Origin of the sequence: Verrucosispora sp. NA02020, from assembly GCF_013364215.1 — a bacterium.
Classification (GTDB): domain Bacteria; phylum Actinomycetota; class Actinomycetes; order Mycobacteriales; family Micromonosporaceae; genus Micromonospora.
The window spans coordinates 6882687-6900851 of the sequence record NZ_CP054923.1; the positions used below are offsets into that span (position 1 = coordinate 6882687).

Annotated in this window: 15 protein-coding genes; 5 read left to right on the top strand and 10 right to left on the bottom strand. The window is 70.8% G+C overall.

The features are described 5' to 3' along the window. Positions 1–5: 5 nt before the first annotated feature. Positions 6–1271 (bottom strand): aspartate kinase, encoded by a 1266-nt coding sequence (locus tag HUT12_RS30775; protein WP_131051618.1) that lies wholly within the window; start codon positions 1269–1271, stop codon positions 6–8. Positions 1272–1492: 221 nt separating this feature from the next. Between HUT12_RS30775 and HUT12_RS30780 the strand changes: the two genes are divergently transcribed. The 3 genes from HUT12_RS30780 (at position 1493) to leuA (ending at position 5089) form a co-directional block, all read left to right on the top strand. Next, entirely contained in the window at positions 1493–2365 is an 873-nt protein-coding gene (locus tag HUT12_RS30780; protein WP_176095468.1) for a hypothetical protein, read from the top strand. Positions 2366–2542: 177 nt separating this feature from the next. Then, the gene (locus HUT12_RS30785) at positions 2543–3091 is read left to right on the top strand and encodes a nitroreductase family protein (protein WP_176095469.1); all 549 of its coding nucleotides are present in this window, start codon (positions 2543–2545) and stop codon (positions 3089–3091) included. A gap of 240 nt (positions 3092–3331) precedes the next feature. Then, a complete protein-coding gene (leuA, locus tag HUT12_RS30790) occupies positions 3332–5089 on the top strand; it encodes a 2-isopropylmalate synthase (protein WP_176095470.1) in 1758 nt (585 codons plus the stop codon). Positions 5090–5154: 65 nt separating this feature from the next. Here the strand turns inward: leuA and HUT12_RS30795 are convergent, their stop codons facing one another. Further along, the gene (locus HUT12_RS30795; protein WP_131053463.1) at positions 5155–6633 is read right to left on the bottom strand and encodes an MFS transporter; all 1479 of its coding nucleotides are present in this window, start codon (positions 6631–6633) and stop codon (positions 5155–5157) included. A gap of 108 nt (positions 6634–6741) precedes the next feature. On the opposite strand from HUT12_RS30795, the gene HUT12_RS30800 reads away from it, so the two are divergent. Together HUT12_RS30800 and HUT12_RS30805 are read left to right on the top strand one after the other, a co-directional pair. Continuing rightward, positions 6742–7404, top strand: coding sequence for an HNH endonuclease family protein (locus HUT12_RS30800; protein ID WP_131053464.1), 663 nt, complete (start codon positions 6742–6744; stop codon positions 7402–7404). Continuing rightward, positions 7386–7832, top strand: coding sequence for a hypothetical protein (locus tag HUT12_RS30805; protein WP_131053465.1), 447 nt, complete (start codon positions 7386–7388; stop codon positions 7830–7832). Before HUT12_RS30800 ends, HUT12_RS30805 begins: the two co-directional genes overlap by 19 nt. A gap of 75 nt (positions 7833–7907) precedes the next feature. On the opposite strand, the gene HUT12_RS30810 is transcribed toward HUT12_RS30805, so the two are convergent. The 8 genes from HUT12_RS30810 to HUT12_RS30845 form a co-directional block, all read right to left on the bottom strand. Continuing rightward, entirely contained in the window at positions 7908–9011 is a 1104-nt protein-coding gene (locus tag HUT12_RS30810; protein ID WP_176095471.1) for an ABC transporter ATP-binding protein, read from the bottom strand. After that, positions 9008–10123 carry an ABC transporter ATP-binding protein gene (locus HUT12_RS30815; protein ID WP_254877000.1) on the bottom strand — a complete coding sequence of 372 codons (1116 nt, stop codon included), beginning with the start codon at positions 10121–10123 and terminating at the stop codon, positions 9008–9010. Before HUT12_RS30815 ends, HUT12_RS30810 begins: the two co-directional genes overlap by 4 nt. 11 nt (positions 10124–10134) lie before the next feature. Beyond that, positions 10135–11097 (bottom strand): ABC transporter permease, encoded by a 963-nt coding sequence (locus HUT12_RS30820; RefSeq protein ID WP_131053467.1) that lies wholly within the window; start codon positions 11095–11097, stop codon positions 10135–10137. Further along, positions 11094–12098, bottom strand: a complete 1005-nt coding sequence (locus tag HUT12_RS30825) for an ABC transporter permease (protein ID WP_117227296.1) — start codon at positions 12096–12098, stop codon at positions 11094–11096. The genes HUT12_RS30820 and HUT12_RS30825 overlap by 4 nt, the downstream gene beginning before the upstream one ends. A gap of 78 nt (positions 12099–12176) precedes the next feature. Beyond that, positions 12177–13838: an ABC transporter substrate-binding protein gene (locus HUT12_RS30830; protein ID WP_131053468.1), complete on the bottom strand. Its 1662-nt coding sequence runs from the start codon at positions 13836–13838 to the stop codon at positions 12177–12179. A 260-nt stretch (positions 13839–14098) separates the two neighbouring features. Then, positions 14099–14692 carry a recombination mediator RecR gene (gene recR / locus HUT12_RS30835; RefSeq protein WP_176095472.1) on the bottom strand — a complete coding sequence of 198 codons (594 nt, stop codon included), beginning with the start codon at positions 14690–14692 and terminating at the stop codon, positions 14099–14101. An 8-nt stretch (positions 14693–14700) separates the two neighbouring features. Continuing rightward, positions 14701–15009, bottom strand: coding sequence for a YbaB/EbfC family nucleoid-associated protein (locus HUT12_RS30840; RefSeq protein ID WP_217706053.1), 309 nt, complete (start codon positions 15007–15009; stop codon positions 14701–14703). Positions 15010–15134: 125 nt separating this feature from the next. Continuing rightward, positions 15135–18008: a DNA polymerase III subunit gamma and tau gene (locus HUT12_RS30845; RefSeq protein WP_176095474.1), complete on the bottom strand. Its 2874-nt coding sequence runs from the start codon at positions 18006–18008 to the stop codon at positions 15135–15137. Positions 18009–18165 lie beyond the last annotated feature (157 nt).

An 18165-nucleotide genomic window follows, 5' to 3' on the forward strand; every position in this document is an offset into this window, starting at 1 on the left:
CCGCGCTACCGTCCCGTTCCCGCGTACACCACGGCTTCGGTGTCACCACCGAGGTCGAACGCCTCGTGGATGGCGCGTACGGCGGCGTCGAGGTCGGTGTCCCGGCAGACCACGGAGACCCGGATCTCCGAGGTGGAGATCATCTCGATGTTCACGCCGGCCTGGCCGAGCGCGGCGAAGAAGCCGGCCGCGACGCCCGGGTGCGAGCGCATCCCGGCGCCGATCAGGGAGACCTTGCCGACGTGGTCGTCGTAGAGCAGGCCCTTGAAGTTGACCGACTCCTGGATCTTGCTGAGCGCGGCCATCGCGGTCGGGCCGTCGGTCTTCGGCAGGGTGAAGGAGATGTCGGTGCGTCCGGTGCCCTCGGTGGAGACGTTCTGCACGATCATGTCGATGTTGATCTCGGCGCCCGCGACCGTGTCGAAGATCCGCGCGGCGGCGCCCGGCTCGTCGGGCACGCCGACGATGGTGATCTTGGCCTCGCTGCGATCGTGGGCGACGCCGGTGATCAGTGCCTGCTCCACAGGAAGCTCCTCCGTCGATCCGATGACCATCGTGCCGGTGTTGGTCGAGTATGACGAGCGGACGTGAATCGGGAGTCCCGCCCGGCGGGCGTACTCCACGCTGCGCAGGTGCAGCACCTTCGCGCCGCAGGCGGCCAGCTCCAGCATCTCCTCGTAGGTGATCTGCTTGATGTGCCGGGCGTTGGGGACGATCCGCGGGTCGGCGGTGAAGACGCCGTCCACGTCGGTGTAGATCTCGCACACGTCCGCGTGCAGTGCGGCGGCCAGCGCCACGGCGGTGGTGTCCGAGCCGCCCCGGCCCAGGGTCGTCACGTCCTTGGTGTCCTGCGAGACACCCTGGAACCCGGCGACGATGACCACGGCGCCCTCGTCCAGCGCACCCTTGAGCCGCCCCGGGGTGACGTCGATGATCCGCGCCCGACCGTGCACCGAGGTGGTGATGACACCCGCCTGGGAACCGGTGAACGAGCGGGCTTCGTACCCCAGGTTGTGGATCGCCATGGCGAGCAGCGCCATCGAGATCCGCTCCCCGGCGGTGAGCAGCATGTCCAGCTCGCGCCCGGGCGGCAGCGGGCTGACCTGGTTGGCCAGGTCGAGCAGCTCGTCGGTGGTGTCGCCCATCGCCGAGACGACCACGACGACGTCGTCGCCGGCCTTCCGGGCGGCCACGATCCGTTCGGCCACCCGCTTGATCCGCTCGGCGTTGGCGACGGAGGACCCGCCGTACTTCTGCACCACGAGTGCCACGACGGCGCACTCCCTCCCAGTTGCCTGAGCGTGCCGACGCCGCCGGCACCGGGGCCGGCGGCGCGGGTCGGACGACCTCAGGGTATCGGGCCGCTCTGACCGCCGGGTCAGGTGATCCCACGATCCGGCCCGGCGTGGCGGGACGGGTGGTGTGCGACACGCCGGAAAGGCCGACCTTTCCGGGGGTGTCCGCAAGGGCACCCAACGCCGAGAATGGCCGGGTGTACGCCGCCCACCGTCCCGTCGTCCGTCTGACCGCCCCGATCGCGTTCGCCCTGCCCGTCCTGCTCGCCGGCTGCTCCTCGGATCCGCCGGACGATCCGCCGCCCCCGCCGAGCGCCGCGCCACGGCCGGCGGGTCAGGACGCGGCCCGCGACGAACTGGCCGCGCTCGCCGCCGCCGCGCAGGATCGACACCTGATCGCCCGGTACACCCTGCGGGTGGCCGACACCCCGGACCGCTCGATCGTGGTGACCAGCGCCAACGACGGCAGTTGGCGGGTGGACGTACCCGGCGGCGCGCTCGGCGGCACGGCGGACATCTCGCTCGCGGCCACCGCCGACGGGCTGTTCCAGTGCGCGTTGCCGACGGCGACCCGGCCCGAGCCGGCGACCTGCGTACGCGTCGGCGAGCGGGACGACACGCTGCCGCGCCGGATCGACCCCCGCGTGCAGCACCCGTTCACGGACTGGCTGGACGTGCTGACCGACCGGCGCGCCCCGCTGTCGGTCTCCCCCGCGATGGCCCCACCCGAGGCCACCGGCACCTGCTACTCGGTGGAGACCACGGCCGCCTCGATCAACCCACCGTTGGACGTCGGCATCTACTGCTTCGACGGGGACGGCACGCCGACCGCGGTCCGCGCGGCGTTCGGCACCCTGACGCTGGCCGGACCGACCGAACCGGCACCGGCCACGGTGCAGCTCGCCGGTCCGGTGGTCGACGGCGAGCCGCTGGGTATGGAGGCGCCACCACCGCCGTCCACGCCGTCCGATCCTGATCCGGGCGGCACCGCTCCGGACGGCACCGATCCGGGTGACTCCGGAGCGGGCGACGCCGGGCCGGGAGGTACCGCGCCGACCGGTGGCGGGTAGGCCCGGTCCGATCTCCAGGTCCGGCACACGGGGCGTTCCCCGCCCCGGTCCGGGCGGGTGCGGCGTCGGGGTGCGCGCTCGGCAACGCCCGGCCGGTCGTCCCGTTACGGGTGTCGTTTCCCACATTCGACCCCCCTGACAACACCACCAAATCCCCCATAAAGGACGCTTCTGCACATGACCGACCTCACCCCCGTACTGGCCTTCCGCTGGAGCCCACGCTCCTTCGACCCGGTCGCGGAACTGCCCCGGGCCGAGGCGGCCACCCTGCTGGAGGCGGCCCGGTGGGCGCCGTCGGTCGGCAACCGGCAGCCCTGGCGGTTCGCCCTCGGACACCGCGACGACCAGACCTTCAAGCGGATCCTGGTCAACCTCGCCCCGGCCGAGCAGCGGTGGGCCGGACGGGCCGGTGCGCTGGTGCTCGGCGCGTACCGGCGGACCGAGCAGGCGTTCGCCGCGTACGACCTCGGGCAGGCGGTGGCCCACCTCACCGTGCAGGCCACCGCGCGGGGACTGCACGTACGACAGGTGACCGATTTCGACCGGGCCGGACTGATCGTCGATCTCGACCTTCCCGCCGATGTGCGACCGTACGTGGTGGTGGCGGTCGGCCAACTCGGCGATCCGTTGAGCCTTCCGGCCGACCTACTGGCCGATGAGACCAGTCTGCGGCACCGTCGCCCACTCTCCGAACTCGTCCTGAGCTGCGGCGAGATCGTCATCTGATCCGCTAGGCGCAATTTCCATCCCATACTCCGGACGGACCTTTCCCACACCACGTCCCATCACGTAGGGTCACCCTGTCATGTGGCAGGCGCACCTTCTCCTTGGTCGCCGCGACGAGGCCTGACGGCCGGCACCTCGTCGCGGAGTCGAACCGCGCCGCCAGCACCGTCCCGGATCTTTCGCTCGGCATTCCTGCCGACCCCCGTCGCTGACGACACATGACCCCAGGAGAAGTCCGCCATGGCTCACCCAGCCGGCCCCACCGACGTTGACTCCGATGCCATCGCCCGGCAACGTCCCAGCCAGATGCCGCACCGCCGCTACCAGCCCTACCAGCAGCAGTTCCGCATCGACCTGCCGGACCGCACCTGGCCGACCCGGCACGTCGAGACCGCGCCGCGCTGGTGCGCGGTCGACCTGCGCGACGGCAACCAGGCACTGATCGACCCGATGTCGCCGGAGCGCAAGCGCCGGATGTTCCAGCTCCTGGTCCAGATGGGCTACAAGGAGATCGAGGTCGGTTTCCCGTCGGCCAGCCAGACCGACTACGAGTTCGTCCGGCAGCTCATCGAGCAGGACATGATCCCCGCCGACGTCACGATCCAGGTGCTGACCCAGTGCCGGGAGCACCTCATCGACCGCACCTTCGAGGCGCTGCGCGGTGCGCGCCGGGCGATCGTGCACTTCTACAACTCCACCTCCACGCTGCAACGACGGGTGGTCTTCGGGCTGGACCGCGACGGCATCGCCGACATCGCCACCACCGGCGCCCGGCTCTGCCAGAAGTACGCGGAGATCCACACGCCGGACACCGAGATCTACTACGAGTACTCGCCGGAGTCGTACACCGGCACCGAGCTGGAGTACGCGCTGGAGGTCTGCGCCAAGGTCATCGAGGTCGTCGACCCCACGCCGGACCGCAAGCTGATCGTCAACCTGCCCGCCACGGTCGAGATGGCCATGCCGAACGTGTACGCCGACTCGATCGAGTGGATGCACCGGCACCTGCCCCGACGCGACAGCCTGGTGCTCAGCCTGCACCCGCACAACGACCGGGGCACCGGCGTCGCCGCCGCCGAGCTGGGCCTGCTGGCCGGCGCCGACCGGATCGAGGGGTGCCTCTTCGGCAACGGCGAACGCACCGGCAACGTCGACCTGGTGACGCTGGGCCTGAACCTCTTCTCCCAGGGCATCGACCCAATGATCGACTTCTCCGACATCGACGAGATCAAGCGGGCCGTCGAGTACTGCAACCAACTGCCCGTGCACGAGCGCCACCCGTACGCCGGTGACCTGGTCTACACCGCCTTCTCCGGCTCCCACCAGGACGCCATCAACAAGGGCTTCGCCGCGCTGAACGCCGACGCGGCGGCGGCCGGCGTACCCGTCGACGACTTCACCTGGGCCGTGCCGTACCTGCCGATCGACCCGAAGGACCTGGGCCGCAGCTACGAGGCGGTGATCCGGGTCAACTCGCAGTCCGGCAAGGGCGGCGTCGCGTACATCATGAAGACCGAGCACCAACTGGACCTGCCCCGACGGCTCCAGATCGAGTTCTCCGGCGTGGTGCAGCAGGTCACCGACCACGACGGTGGCGAGGTCGGCCCGGACACCATGTGGCAGATCTTCGCCGCGCAGTACCTGCTCGACCACCAGAGCGACCCGGCGGTGACGCTGACCGAGTACGAGATCGGCAGCGCCGACGGCAAGGTCGAGATCACCGCGCAGGTCGGGGTGGACGGTCGGGCCCGTTCGGTGAACGCGATCGGCAACGGCCCGATCGACGCGTACGTGAACGCGCTCGGATCGGCCGGGGTGAGCGTACGGGTGCTCGACTACCACGAGCACGCGCTCTCCTCCGGCGGGGACGCGCAGGCGGCCGCGTACGTGGAGTGCGAGGTGGACGGCCGGACGGTCTGGGGCGTCGGCATGGACGCGAACATCGTCACCGCCTCCGTCAAGGCGGTCACCAGCGCCGTCAACCGCGCCCGTCGCTGATGTAAGGAGGGGTCCCCTGCTATCGCCTCGTGCATAGCAGGGGACCCCTCCTTACATCGCAGAGATCATCCGTCCGGCGTGGAGACCGGCATCGAGTGGCAGGGTTGTGCGGGCGGTGCACGGCGGGTCGGCCGGCGTACCAGAAGTGCGGCGACGATCGCCCCGACCACCAGCAGGCCAGCGCACCAGAGCAGCGCGCCCCGGTACGCGGCGGTGAGTTCGGCGGGCTGCTCGTAGCCCGTGCCGGTGAGCCCGACCAGCAGCGGCAACGCGGCCACCGCCAGCAGGCCACCCACCCGGGACGCGGCGTTGTTGAAGCCGCTGGCCACCCCGGCGAAGCGGTCCGCCACGGCGGCCAGCACGGACGCGGTCAACGGCGCCACCACCAGGGTCAGCCCGGCGCCGAACAGCACCACCCCGGGCAGCACCTGCCGCCAGTACGACGCACCCGCGTCCACCTCCCGCAGCATCAGCAGCCCGACGGCGGCCAGCACCGGGCCGACGGTCAGCGGCAGCCTCGGCCCGATCTTCGCCGACAACGCTCCGGCCTTGGGCGAGCCGACCAGCAGCAGCACCGTCATCGGCAGCAGGGCCAGGCCGGTGAGCAGCGCCGACCAGCCGACCACGTTCTGCAGGTAGACGGCGAAGAAGAACGTGAACCCGCCGAGTGCGGCGTACACCAGCACGGTGAAGACGTTCAGCACCGAGAAGAGTCGGCTGCCGAACAGGCCGGTGGGCAGCATCGCGGTCTCGCCGCGGCGCCGCTCCACGAGCACGAACGCCAGCGCGGCCAGCACCGCGACCAGGGCCGACACCAGCACGGCAGGTGAGCTGATCCCGCGACCCGGCGCGTCGACGAGCGCGTACGTGACCCCGGCCAGTGCCACCGCGCCGAGCAGTGCACCGGCCACGTCGAAGCGTCGGCGCCCGTCCCGGCTACGCGAGGCGCTCTCGTCCCGGCTCTCCGGCACCCAGCGCAGCGCGGCCAGCACCACCAGCACGGCCAGCGGCAGGTTCAGGAAGAAGATCCACCGCCAGGAGAGCGCGTCGATCAGCCATCCGCCGATGAACGGGCCGAGGGCGGTGGAGACGCCGGAGAGCCCGGACCACGCCCCGATCACCTTGCCCCGGTCGTCCGGGTGGAAGCTGGCCTGGAGCAGCGACAGCGAGCCGGGGGTGAGCAGCGCGCCGCCGGCACCCTGGAGGAACCGCGCGGCCACCAACCAGTCGGTACGCAGCGCCAGCCCGCACAGCACCGAGGCGACGGTGAACCAGACCACGCCCAGCAGGAAGATCCGCCGTCGCCCGAAGCGGTCCCCGAGAGCCCCGCCGAGCAGCACGAACGCGGCCAACGTGAGCAGGTATCCGTTGACCGTCCACTGTAGGCCCGCCACCGAGGCGCCCAGTTCGGCGCCGAGTCGGGGCAGGGCCACGTTGACCACGGTGGTGTCCAGGAAGACCATGCCGGAGGCGAGGACGGCGGCGGCCAGGGTGCCTCGACCGGCATGCGACTTCAGCCGGAGGGCGGGCGCGGTTTCGGGCATGACTACCAATGTGCCGTGCGCCATACGTGAGACACCACGAATCGCCGAAACTGGGCCCGGGTACTGTGCGGGATCGCCGAAAGCCCGCAAGCTGGAGAGGTGTCGTCTGTGCGTACCAGATCAGGACCTCGCGCCCTGGGGGCGCTCGCGCTCGTCGCGGCGCTGACCCTAGGCGCGGCCGGTTGCGTCGAGTTGGTGGAGCCGGAGGTGTCGCCCACCAGCGGTGACGGCGGCACCGCCACCCAGATGCTCTCCGAACTGACCGTCGCCGAAGCCAACCCGATGCGCGGCTACAGCCGCAACCGTTTCTCGCACTGGCGCAAGACCGGCCAGAACTGCGACGTCCGGGACACCGTGCTGGAACGCGACGGCAAGGACATCCAGCACTCCGGGTGCAACGTGGTGGGTGGCAACTGGGAGAGCGTGTACGACGGGCGGACCTTCACCGACCCGTCCAGCGTGGACATCGACCACATGGTCCCGCTCGCCAACGCGTGGCGCTCCGGCGCCGACGAGTGGGAAGACTCGAAGCGGAGTGATTTCGCGAACGACCTCGACCGGCCGCAGCTCTTCGCGGTTTCGGCCTCCTCCAACCGGGCAAAGGGTGATCAGGATCCGTCCCAGTGGAAACCGCCAAACCGGTCATACTGGTGCCAGTATGCCGGCGACTGGGTGGCGGTGAAGCACCACTGGAAGCTCACGATCACCAGTGCTGAGAAGGCCGCGCTGGCCGACATGTTGGAGGGCTGCACATGGGAGAGCAAGCCGTAACCGGAGCCGGCGGCACCCCGGCACCCGAGCGGACGCCCGACGCGGGTGGGGACGACGCCGCGGCGGCCACCGGCAGCCCCGGCCCGGCCACCGCCGGGATGACCGCCGACGGAGCGGCCGCGGGTGAGGTGGAGGTACCCGGTGCCGGCATGACCGCCGACGCCGGTGGCGCCACCGGCCCGCAGAGCCGGACCACGGACGTCGTGCCCGGACCAGGTGGGGTGATGACCGACGAGGTCGGCGTGGTCACCGGGGAGTTGACCCTGCGCACCGACCTCGCCGACGGCCGGGTCACCCTCCACGTGCAGTACAAGGACGCCGACGAGTGGTACGCGGTCACCGGCGGCAGCGCGGCGCTGGCCGACGCCGCCGGGCTGGACGCGGTGCACAGCATCGCGGTCGGTCTGCTGAACCGCCCCGAGGGCTGATCCCGGGTGTTGATGTAAGCAGGGGTCCCTTTCTAACGCCTACGGCATAGAAAGGGACCCCTGCTAACAGCTCAGCTAGACGAACGTGCCCGGCTCGCTGGGTGCGGAGACCACGCCGGGCTCCTCACCCTCGCCCTCCGGGCGGACGATCTCCGCACTCACCTTGTGCGGCCGCAGTTCGCCGCTGGCGATCTGCTCGGCGAAGTGACACGCGACCCGACTGCCACCGATCTCCCGCAGCACCGGCCGCTCGTCGGCGCACCGCGTCGGCTGCGCCCACGGGCAACGGGTGTGGAAGCGGCAGCCCGACGGCGGGTTGGCCGGCGAGGGCAGGTCACCGGAGAGCAGGATCCGCTCCCGGCGGTCCTCCACGTCCGGGTCCGGCACCGGCACCGCCGACATCAACGCCCGGGTGTACGGGTGCAGCGGCTCGGTGTAGAGCCGGTCACTCGGCGCCTCCTCGACCAGACCGCCGAGGTACATCACGCCGACGGTGTCGGAGATGTGCCGCACCACCGCCAGGTCGTGCGCGATCACCAGATAGGTGAGGCCGAGGCTGTCCTGCAACTCGTCGAGCAGGTTGATCACCTGCGCCTGGATCGACACGTCCAGGGCGGAGACCGGCTCGTCGGCGACGATCAGCTCCGGCCCGAGCACCAGCGCGCGGGCGATCCCGATGCGCTGCCGCTGGCCGCCGGAGAACTCGTGCGGATAGCGGGACAACGCCCAACGGGGCAGACCCACCTTGTCCAGCGTCTCACCGATGATCTTCCGACGGCCGTCGCGGTCGCCACCGATGCCGTGCGTCTGCAGGCCCTCGGTGAGGATGGACTCGACGTTCTGCCTCGGGTCGAGGCTGGACATCGGGTCCTGGAAGATCATCTGCATCCGCCGCCGCATGGTCCGCAGCTTGCCCGGCGCCAGCGTGGTCAACTCGACCCCGTCGAAGCGCACCTCGCCCGCCGTGGGCGGGTTGAGCTGGAGCAGCGCACGACCGAGCGTGGACTTGCCGCAGCCCGACTCGCCGACCAGGCCGTACGTCTGTCCGCGCGAGATGCTCAGGTCGACGCCGTCGACCGCCTTGACGTGGCCGACCGTCCGGTCGAACAGCACCCCCCGCTTGATCGGGAAGTGCACCTTGAGATCCCGTACCTCGACGAGGACATCGCTCTCGGTCATGACTTCTCCTCCTCGCGCGGCGCGGGCACCTGGCCGGTACCCGACGCCTCGACGGGCGCGGCCGACTCAGCAGCCGGCGGTGCCTCAGCGACCGGTGCGGATGGTGCAGCCTCGGCGGACAGTGCGGCCGAGGTGTCCGACACCGGGGCCGGGTTGACGCAACGGTAACTGCGGCCGGCGTGGGTGAGCACCAGCTCCGGCGGCTGGCCGACGCAGGCGTCCACCCGGCGGGTGCAGCGCGGCGCGAAGGCGCAGCCCTCCGGCCAGGGCAGCAGGTCGCGCACCGAGCCGGGGATCGGGGTGAGCCGCTCGCCGCGCCCGGCGTCCAGGCGCGGTACCGAGCCGAGCAGCCCCACCGTGTACGGGTGTCGGGGCTCGCGGAACAGTGGACGCCGCCGGGCGGTCTCCACCACCCGGCCGCCGTAGAGCACGTTGATCGTGTCGCACATGCCGGCGACCACGCCCAGATCGTGCGTGATCATCACCAGCGCGGTGCCGGAGTCCCGGACCAGGTCCTTGAGGAGTTCCAGTATCTGCGCCTGGATGGTGACGTCCAGCGCCGTGGTCGGCTCGTCGGCGATCAGCAGCCGGGGCTGGCAGGCCACCGCCATCGCGATCAGGGCGCGCTGCCGCATCCCGCCGGAGAGCTGGTGCGGGTACTCCTTGAGCCGCCGCGTCGGGTCGGGGATGCCGACCCGGTCCAGCAGTGCGGCGGCCTCCTTCGCCGCGGCGGCGCCCTTCATTCCCCGGTGCCGGGTCAGCACCTCGGTGACCTGGAGTCCGATCGGTACGACCGGGTTCAGGGACGACAGCGGGTCCTGGAAGATCATCGCGACGTCGCGGCCCCGGATGTCCCGCCGGGACCGGTCGTCGAGCTGGAGCAGGTCCGTGCCGTCGAACACCGCCTTGCCGCCGACCCGCAGACCGGGCTGCTTGGGCAGCAGACCCATGATGGCGAGCGAGGTCACCGACTTGCCGCAGCCGGACTCACCGACGAGGCCGACGACCTGACCGGCGTCGACCGAGAAGGACACCCCGTCGACGGCGTGCACGGCGCGCTGACCGCGCCGGGCGAAGGTGACGGAGAGGTCGTTCACTTCGAGTAGTGCCATTACGAACCCTCCTACTTCCGCAGCTTCGGATCGAGGGCCTCGCGCATCGCCTCACCGAGCAGGGTGAATCCCAGGGCGGTGATGATGATGGCGACCGCCGGATAGATGGCCAGCTCCGGGCGTACCCCGAGATACTGCTGCGCGTCGGCCAGCATGACGCCCCACTCCGGGGTCGCCGAGTTGGGGTTGCCGAGCCCGAGGAAGGAGAGCGCGGCGGCCTCGATGATCGCGGTGGCCAGGGTCAGCGTCGCCTGGACGATGACCGGGGCGAGCGAGTTGGGGAGTACGTGGGTCAGCGCGATCTTCGACTTGCGTACGCCGAGCGAGGTGGCGGCGAGGACGTAGTCGCTGTTCGACTGCACGATCATCGAGCCGCGCAGCAGCCGGGCGAAGACCGGCACCGAGACCATGCCGACCGCGATCATGACGGTGGTCAGGCTCCGGCCGAGCAGGGCGGCGATGCTGACCGCGAGCAGCAGGCTGGGCAGCGCCAGCAGCATGTCGATGAACCGCATCAGGATGCTGTCGATCCAGCGTCCCCAGCGGCCGCCCAGGCCGGCGGCGGCACCCGCGACGCCACCGATCAGCGCGCCGACGGCCAGACCGATCAGGGTGGCCACCACGCCGACCAGCAGGGTCTGCCGGGCACCCACCACCATCCGGCTGAACACGTCCCGACCCTGGTGGTCGTAGCCGAACCAGTGCTCGCTGGAGGGGCCGGGGATGGTGCCCGGCCGGATCACGCCCTCGCGGATGCCCATCGTGTCCGTCGGGCCGTACGGCACCAGGAACGGGCCGATCAGCGCCACCAGCACGAAGATGGCCAGGATGACGGCACCGATGATTGCCGCCGGGTTGCGCCGCAGCCGCCGGAAGGCGTCCTGCCACAGGCTGACGCCCCGCTCCTCCTCGCGCGCGGCGAGTTCGGCGAGCCGGTCGATCTTCTCGCGCTTCTTGCCACTGATGATCGTCATCGGACCCTCACCCTCGGGTCGATCAGGCTGTACGAGAGGTCCACGATCAGGTTCACCAGCACGTACACCACCGCAATGATCATGATGAAGCCCATCAGGACCGGATAGTCGCGCTGGTTGATGGCCTCGGCGAGGAAGGCGCCGATCCCGCTGAACGCGAAGACGGTCTCGGTGAGCACCGCGCCGGAGAGCAGACCGCCGGTGAGCAGACCGATCGAGGTCACCACCGGGAGCATCGCGTTGCGCAGGACGTGCCGGCGGCGTACGACGTTCTCGGTCAGGCCCTTGGCCTCGGCGGTGCGGACGAAGTCCTCGTTGAGCACCTCCAGCACGCTGGCCCGGGTGATCCGGACGATGATCGCCAGCGGGATGCTGGCCAGTGCGAGCCCGGGCAGGACCAGATGCCACAGCGCGTCGGCTGCGGCGTCCCACTCCCGGGTCATCAGCCCGTCCAGCACGAAGAAGTTGGTGATCCGGGTGGCGCCGATCGTCGGGTCCTGCCGGCCGCTGGAGGGGAACCAGCCGAGGTTCTCCGAGAAGATCGCCTTCAGCACGTACGCCAGGAAGAAGACCGGGATGCAGATGCCGATCAGCGACCCGCCGACGGAGGCGTGGTCGAGGAAACGGCCGCGTCGGCGGGCGGCCAGATAGCCGAGCGGGATACCGATGCCGATCGCGATCACCATCGCGGTGACGGTCAGCTCGACGGTGCCGGGGAAGCGCTGGAGGAACTCCGTGGTGACCTCGCGCTTGGTGGAGATCGACGTGCCCAGATCCAGGCGGACCATCCGCCGCACGAACCGGCCGTACTGGATCAGGATCGGCTCGTCGAGGCCGAGATTGCGGCGGATCGCGGCGCGCATCTCGGGCGTGCCCCGCTCGCCGAGGATGGCGGTCTCGGGGCCGCCGGGCAACCGCCGGAGCCAGATGAACAACAGAATGGAGAGCCCGAACAGCGTGGGTATCAGCTGCAGGAGGCGTCTGACGATGAACCGGAACACGGCGGCCTCGAAGGGTGTGCTGAGGGTAGCGGGCGGGCGCTGTGGTACAGCGCCCGCCCGCGTTCTGTTTGCGTCAGATCAGGACTTGAACTCGGCGGTGGAGAACCGCTCGTCGGTGAGCGGGCTCGCCTTGACCCCGGTCACGTCCTTGCCGAACACGATGGCCGGCGGTGCGTGCGAGATCGGCACACCGGGCAGGAAGTTCATGATGTCGGCGTTGATCTCCTTGTAGAGAGCCACCTTGGCCGCCTGGTCCGCGGTGGTGTCCGCCTGCTTGAACTTCTCGAACAGCGCGGGGTTGTTGAAGCCCCACTCGTCCTTCTGCCGGTCGAAGAACGTACCGATGAAGTTGTAACCGTCGCCGTAGTCACCGGTCCAGCCGAGGAAGTGCAGGTCGTGCGCGGAGCCGGAGGTGGTGGCGTTGAGGTAGTCCGGGCTCCACTTCAGCGGGATCGGCTCGATCTTGATGCCGGCCGCCTGGAGGTCCGCCGAGACCAGCTCGAACAGGTCCTTCGGGTTCGGCATGTAGGGCCGGGTGACCTCGGTCGGGTAGTGGAACCGCAGGGTCAGGTCCGACGCGCCGGCCTCGGCCAGCAGCGACTTGGCCTTCTCGACGTCGTAGTCGTACTTGGTGACGTCGCCGTTCCAGCCCTCGACGGTCTCGGGGAAGAAGTTCACCGCGACCTGGGCGCCCGGGGGCAGCTTCGAGTCGACCAGCGCCTGACGGTTGATCGCGTGCGCCAGCGCCTGCCGGACCTTGATGTCGGCCAGCTTCGGGTTCCCCTTCTGGTTGATCGCCAGGTAGAGGATGTTGAAGGCCGGGCGGGTCAGGACGTTGAAGCCCTCGCCCTTGAGCGGCTCGACGTCGGCCGGTCCGACCAGGTCGTAGCCCTGGATGTCACCGGAACGCAGCGCCTGCTTGCGCGCGTTCTCGTCCGAGATGGTGCGGAAGATCAGGCTCTTGAGCTTGGCCTTGTCGCCCCAGTAGTCCTCGTTGCGCTCCAGGGTCAGCGTCTTGTTCGGGACGTCCCAGGACTTGAACTTGAACGGACCGGTACCGGTCGGGTGCTCGGTCGCGTACGCCGGGTACTTGATGTCGTCCGCGCTGCCCGTGACGTTGCTGGCGTCGTGCTCCTGCAGCGCCTTGGGGCTGTGGATCGAGAACGACGGCAGCATCAGGGCGGCCGGGATCTTGCTGGAGACCCGGGTGAAGGCCAGGCTGACCGTGGTCGCGTCGGTGGCGGTGCAGGACTTGAAGAGGCTCTCCGGGAGAGTGTCGTCCTCGTTGGCGGCGAAGCCACCCATGATGTCCTGCCAGTACGCCGTCACGTCCGGGCTCTGCATGAGGCCCTTGGCGTTGTACCAGCGGTCGAAGTTCGTGCAGACGGCCTCGGCGTTGAAGTCGGTGCCGTCGTGGAACTTCACGCCGGAGCGCAGCTTGAAGGTCCAGGTCGTACCCGCCGCGTCGGGCTCCCAGGACTCGGCGAGGCCGGGGCTGACCTTGGTGCCGCCCTCCTCGGGACGGACCAGCGTCTCGAAGACCTGACGCGCCACACGCAGCGACTCACCGTCGCTGGCGAAGCTGGGGTCGAGCACCTTCGGGTCTCCGGCGACGCCGAAGACGAGGGTCTCGTTGCTACTACCGCTGGAACCTTCGCGATCGCTTTCGGCACAGCCTGCTACCGCGAGGGCCGCGGCCGCCACGGCCGCGATAGCGACCTTCGGCCTGGATGCACGCATGGGTGCTTCACCTCGTCCTTGGGGGTACGGACAACGTGGTGACAGGGTCACCGATCGCGGTGACCATAGCTCCCACTTCGACCGCCGGGAAACGGCGCGCGAAGCTCTTGGTACCGGATCGTGTCCTTAGTGACCGGCCACCAGGAGGCACGCTCACAGGCCATGGGACAAAAAGGTCCGAAAGCCGCGAATAATCGATATCAATCTGTTACGTGTTTCGGACGGCCGTCGACAGCGGTGTCACACCCACCGGCCCTCGATCAGACCGCTCGGCGGCCCTCGAAAGCACGGCCCAGGGTGATCTCGTCGGCGTACTCCAGGTCGCCGCCGACCGGCAGGCCACTGGCCAACCTGGTCACCGAGATCCCCATCGGCTTGACCATGAGGGCGAGGTACGTCGCGGTCGCCTCGCCCTCGGTGTTCGGGTCGGTGGCGAGGATCAACTCCTTGACCTCGCCATCGCTCAGCCGGACCAACAGTTCCCGGATACGCAGGTTGTCCGGCCCGATGCCCTCCAGCGGATTGATCGCCCCGCCGAGCACGTGGTACCGCCCCCGGAACTCACCGGTCCGCTCGATCGCGACGACGTCCTTCGGCTCCTCGACCACGCAGATCACCTCGTTGCCGCGGCGCGGGTCGCGGCAGATCCGGCACTGCTCGGACTCGGCGACGTTGTAGCAGGTCGTGCAGAAGCGCACCAGGTCCTTGACCTTGCGCAGCGCACCGGCCAGCCGGTTCACGTCGGCCGGATCCGCCGACAGGACGTGGAAGGCGATCCGCTGGGCGCTCTTCGGGCCCACGCCCGGCAGACGCCCCAGCTCGTCGATCAGATCCTGGATGGCACCCTCGTACATCGGGTGGCTCAGAACCCGGGCAGGCCGAGGCCGCCCATCCCACCCGCGACCGGGCCCATCTTCTGGTCGGTCAGTTCCCGGACCGCCGCGGTGGCGTTGTGCAGCGCCGCGAGGACCAGATCCTCCAGGGTCTCCACGTCCTCCGGGTCGACCGCCTTCGGGTCGATCTTGATGCTCTTGATCTCACCGGCACCGGACAGGGTCGCGGTGACCAGACCACCACCGGCGGTGCCGGTCACCTCGGCCTCGGCCAACTCGGCCTGCGCCTGGGCGATCTGCTGCTGCATCTTCTGCGCCTGCTTCAGCATCTGCTGCATGTTCGGCTGTCCACCAGGCCGCACGATCGCTCCCTCGACTCGTCTACAAGACCACGCCCACCCTAACCATGCCCACCGACCACACTCCGGCGGCCACACCCCGCCCGTCGGACGGACCCGTGGGGTCAGCGGGTCGGCACCTCGTCGATCTTCTCGGCGCCGAACGCCTCCCGCAGCAGACGTACCGCCTGCTCCTCACCCGACTCCCGGGCGGTCTTCTCGTCGATGACCTCGTCCCCCGGTTCGTCGCCCGGGTCGAAACCCTCGTAGGCCGGCGCCGTCGCCGCTGGGCCGCCGCCGGCACGCCCGCCGCCGCGCCCCGGACCGTCGAAGTCCGGGTCGTACGGGGGCTCACCGGCGAACTCGGCGTCCGCAGTCCGCCGGCCCGGCGCAGCGGTACGGGTACCCGCCGCACCGGTACGCGGACCCCGCCCGGCCGCCGCCGCCCGGGCCGCCGCGATCGCGCTGCTGACCGGTGCGCCACCGGAACCGCCGCTTCCGTTGCCGTTGCCCGCCGGAGTCTGCCGGGGCGGGGCCGCCGTGCCGGACCGGCCTGCCGTAGCGTCCACGGCGTGACCGCCCGACGCCGGGGCGGACCGGCCGTTCGCGACCGTGACCTGCGCTGCCGAGGCAGCCCTGGTCGACGCGGACGCGCCGCCCGGTCGAGCCGCCTCCGGCCAGTCCTCGTCCGCTCCACCCGACTCGGCGGGCGGCGTGACGCCACCGGGACGCGCCGGCTCCGGCCAACCCTCGTCGTCGTTCTCGTCCGACGCAGCCGACGGACCGCCACCGGCCCGTCCCTGCGGTCGCCCGGCAACACCGGGCGCACCCGCACCACCCTCGCCACCGGAACGCGCAGAACCGGGCGCGCCCGCGTGGGCCGCACCACCGGAGCGTGCGCTACCAGTCGCGCCACCGGGGCCCCCACCGGCCGCGCCCCCGGCGCGGCCCGAGTCAGCAGCACCGGGCCCGGCGTTCGCACCACCACCAGTGCCCGCGTCGACGCCGCCGGGTCGACCGGCCGCTGCCGCACCGGCGGGACCCGCAGCAGCGGCGCCTCCGGGAGCGCGGCCAGCGGAGCCCGGGTGGGCCGTGCCGTCCGACGAACCGCTGTCGACCGGAGTCCCCGCACCAGCGGGACGACCCGGCGCCTCGGCGGCGGGGCGGCTCGGAGCCTCGGCGGCGGACGTCGGACGGGCGGGAGCCGGCCCGCCGGCGGCGCGCGGGTTGCCGGGCGACATGCCGCCCCGCTCGCCGGCCACCTCGCACCGGATCTGCCAGCGCCCGCCCAACTCCTCGTAGAGCGCGTCGGTGAGCACCCGGGCGTGGTCGGTCATCATCTTGGCCAGCACGGTCGACTTCACGGTCACCACGAGCGTGTCACCGTCGAGGTCCCGCACCACCGCGTCCCGCATCAGCGCGGCGATCCGCTTGTTGCTCCGGTTGACCTTGCCGACCACCTCGGGCCAGACCCGGCGCACGGCCACCGCGTCCAGTTCGCCGGGAGCCGCCGCACCGGGGCGGGGCGGTTCCGGGGTGGCCGGGTCGGGCATGACGGCCGACGGCGGCACCTGACGGCGCGGTGCGACCGCCTCGGCATGAGCCGCATCGCCGCCGGAGCCACCTCCGCCCGTGGGGGCGGTGTCGTCGGAGTCGTACGTGACAGCGGCACTCCCCGTCGGGGCGGGACCGGTCGAGGCGGGGGCGGCAGCCGGCGTGCCGGTCCCGGCCCGGTGCGCGGCGGCAGCCGCGGGCGCGGCAGGAGGCGCGGAGCGTACGGCGGCGGGCTCGGTCGCGGGTGCGGAGCCGACGGCGGCCGACGTCGCGTCCGTGCCGGCGAGCGTGAGCCGACGTTCCATCCGTTCCAGGCGCTGGAGCAGGCCGCCGGTGGAATCGTCGACGCCGGGCAGCAGCATCCGGGCGCAGATCAGCTCCAGCAGCAGCCGGGGCGCGGTGGTACCGCGCATTTCCACCAGGCCCTCGTGCACGATGTCGGCGCACCGGGACAGCGTGCCCGGCCCGAGCTGCTGGGCCTGGGCCGCCATCCGCTCGATCTGGTCGTCCGGCCCGTCGATGAGCCCCTTGGTGGCGGCGTCCGGCACCTGCTGGAGCACGATCAGGTCACGCAGGCGTTCCAGCAGGTCCGAGGCGAACCGGCGCGGGTCGTGCCCGGCCTCGGCCACCCGGTCGACGGTCGCGTACGCCGCCGCGCCGTCTCCGGCCGCCAGCGCGTCGCACATCTCGTCGATCAACGCCGCGTCGGTGACGCCGAGCAACGCGGCGGCCCGTGCATAGCTGACCCCGTCCGGGCCGGCACCGGCGATGAGCTGGTCGAGCACCGAGAGGCTGTCCCGGGCGCTACCGCCACCGGCGCGGACGACCAGCGGGAACACCGCCGGCTCGACCTGTACGCCCTCGGCCTCGGTGAGTTGCTCCAGATACGGCCGGAGGGTCTTCGGCGGGATCAGTCGGAACGGGTAGTGGTGGGTTCGCGACTTGATCGTGCCGAGGACCTTCTCCGGCTCGGTGGTGGCGAAGATGAACTTGACGTACTCCGGGGGCTCCTCGACCAGCTTGAGCAGGGCGTTGAAGCCGGCCGACGAGACCATGTGCGCCTCGTCGATGACATAGATCTTGAAGCGGCTGTTGGCCGGCGCGAAGAACGCCTTCTCCCGCAGCTCACGGGCATCGTCCACACCACCGTGGCTGGCCGCGTCGATCTCGATGACGTCGAGCGAGCCGGCCCCGTCGCCGCTCAGCGAGCGACACGAGTCACAGGTGCCGCAGGGCTCCGGGGTCGGACCGTGCTCGCAGTTGAGCGACCGGGCCAGGATGCGGGCGCTGGAGGTCTTGCCGCAGCCACGCGGCCCGGAGAAGAGGTACGCGTGATTGAGCCGGCCACTGCGCAGCGCCTGCGACAGCGGCTCGGTGACGTGCTCCTGCCCGATGACCTCGGCGAAGGTGCGCGGCCGGTACTTGCGGTAGAGCGCCAGTGCCACGGCGTCCCGCCTCCTCTCGACCGCGCCATTCTCGCCCCGCGCACACCCCACTGACCACCCACCCCGCTGAACGGGATGCTCCGGAGTGCAGCGCCGAGTGCAAGGAAGGGCACCTTGTTAACGCCTCCGGTAGAGGAAGGGCCCCTTGTTAACACCG

Bases quoted from the DNA above. Each gene is read 5' to 3' on its own strand.
- HUT12_RS30810 (WP_176095471.1), bottom strand. From the start codon at position 9,011: ATGACCGAGAGCGATGTCCTCGTCGAGGTACGGGATCTCAAGGTGCAC.
- HUT12_RS30815 (WP_254877000.1), bottom strand. From the start codon at position 10,123: ATGGCACTACTCGAAGTGAACGACCTCTCCGTCACCTTCGCCCGGCGC.
- recR (WP_176095472.1), bottom strand. From the start codon at position 14,692: ATGTACGAGGGTGCCATCCAGGATCTGATCGACGAGCTGGGGCGTCTG.
- HUT12_RS30820 (WP_131053467.1), bottom strand. From the start codon at position 11,097: ATGACGATCATCAGTGGCAAGAAGCGCGAGAAGATCGACCGGCTCGCC.
- HUT12_RS30830 (WP_131053468.1), bottom strand. From the start codon at position 13,838: ATGCGTGCATCCAGGCCGAAGGTCGCTATCGCGGCCGTGGCGGCCGCG.
- HUT12_RS30785 (WP_176095469.1), top strand. From the start codon at position 2,543: ATGACCGACCTCACCCCCGTACTGGCCTTCCGCTGGAGCCCACGCTCC.
- HUT12_RS30840 (WP_217706053.1), bottom strand. From the start codon at position 15,009: ATGCAGCAGATGCTGAAGCAGGCGCAGAAGATGCAGCAGCAGATCGCC.
- HUT12_RS30805 (WP_131053465.1), top strand. From the start codon at position 7,386: ATGGGAGAGCAAGCCGTAACCGGAGCCGGCGGCACCCCGGCACCCGAG.
- leuA (WP_176095470.1), top strand. From the start codon at position 3,332: ATGGCTCACCCAGCCGGCCCCACCGACGTTGACTCCGATGCCATCGCC.
- HUT12_RS30795 (WP_131053463.1), bottom strand. From the start codon at position 6,633: ATGCCCGAAACCGCGCCCGCCCTCCGGCTGAAGTCGCATGCCGGTCGA.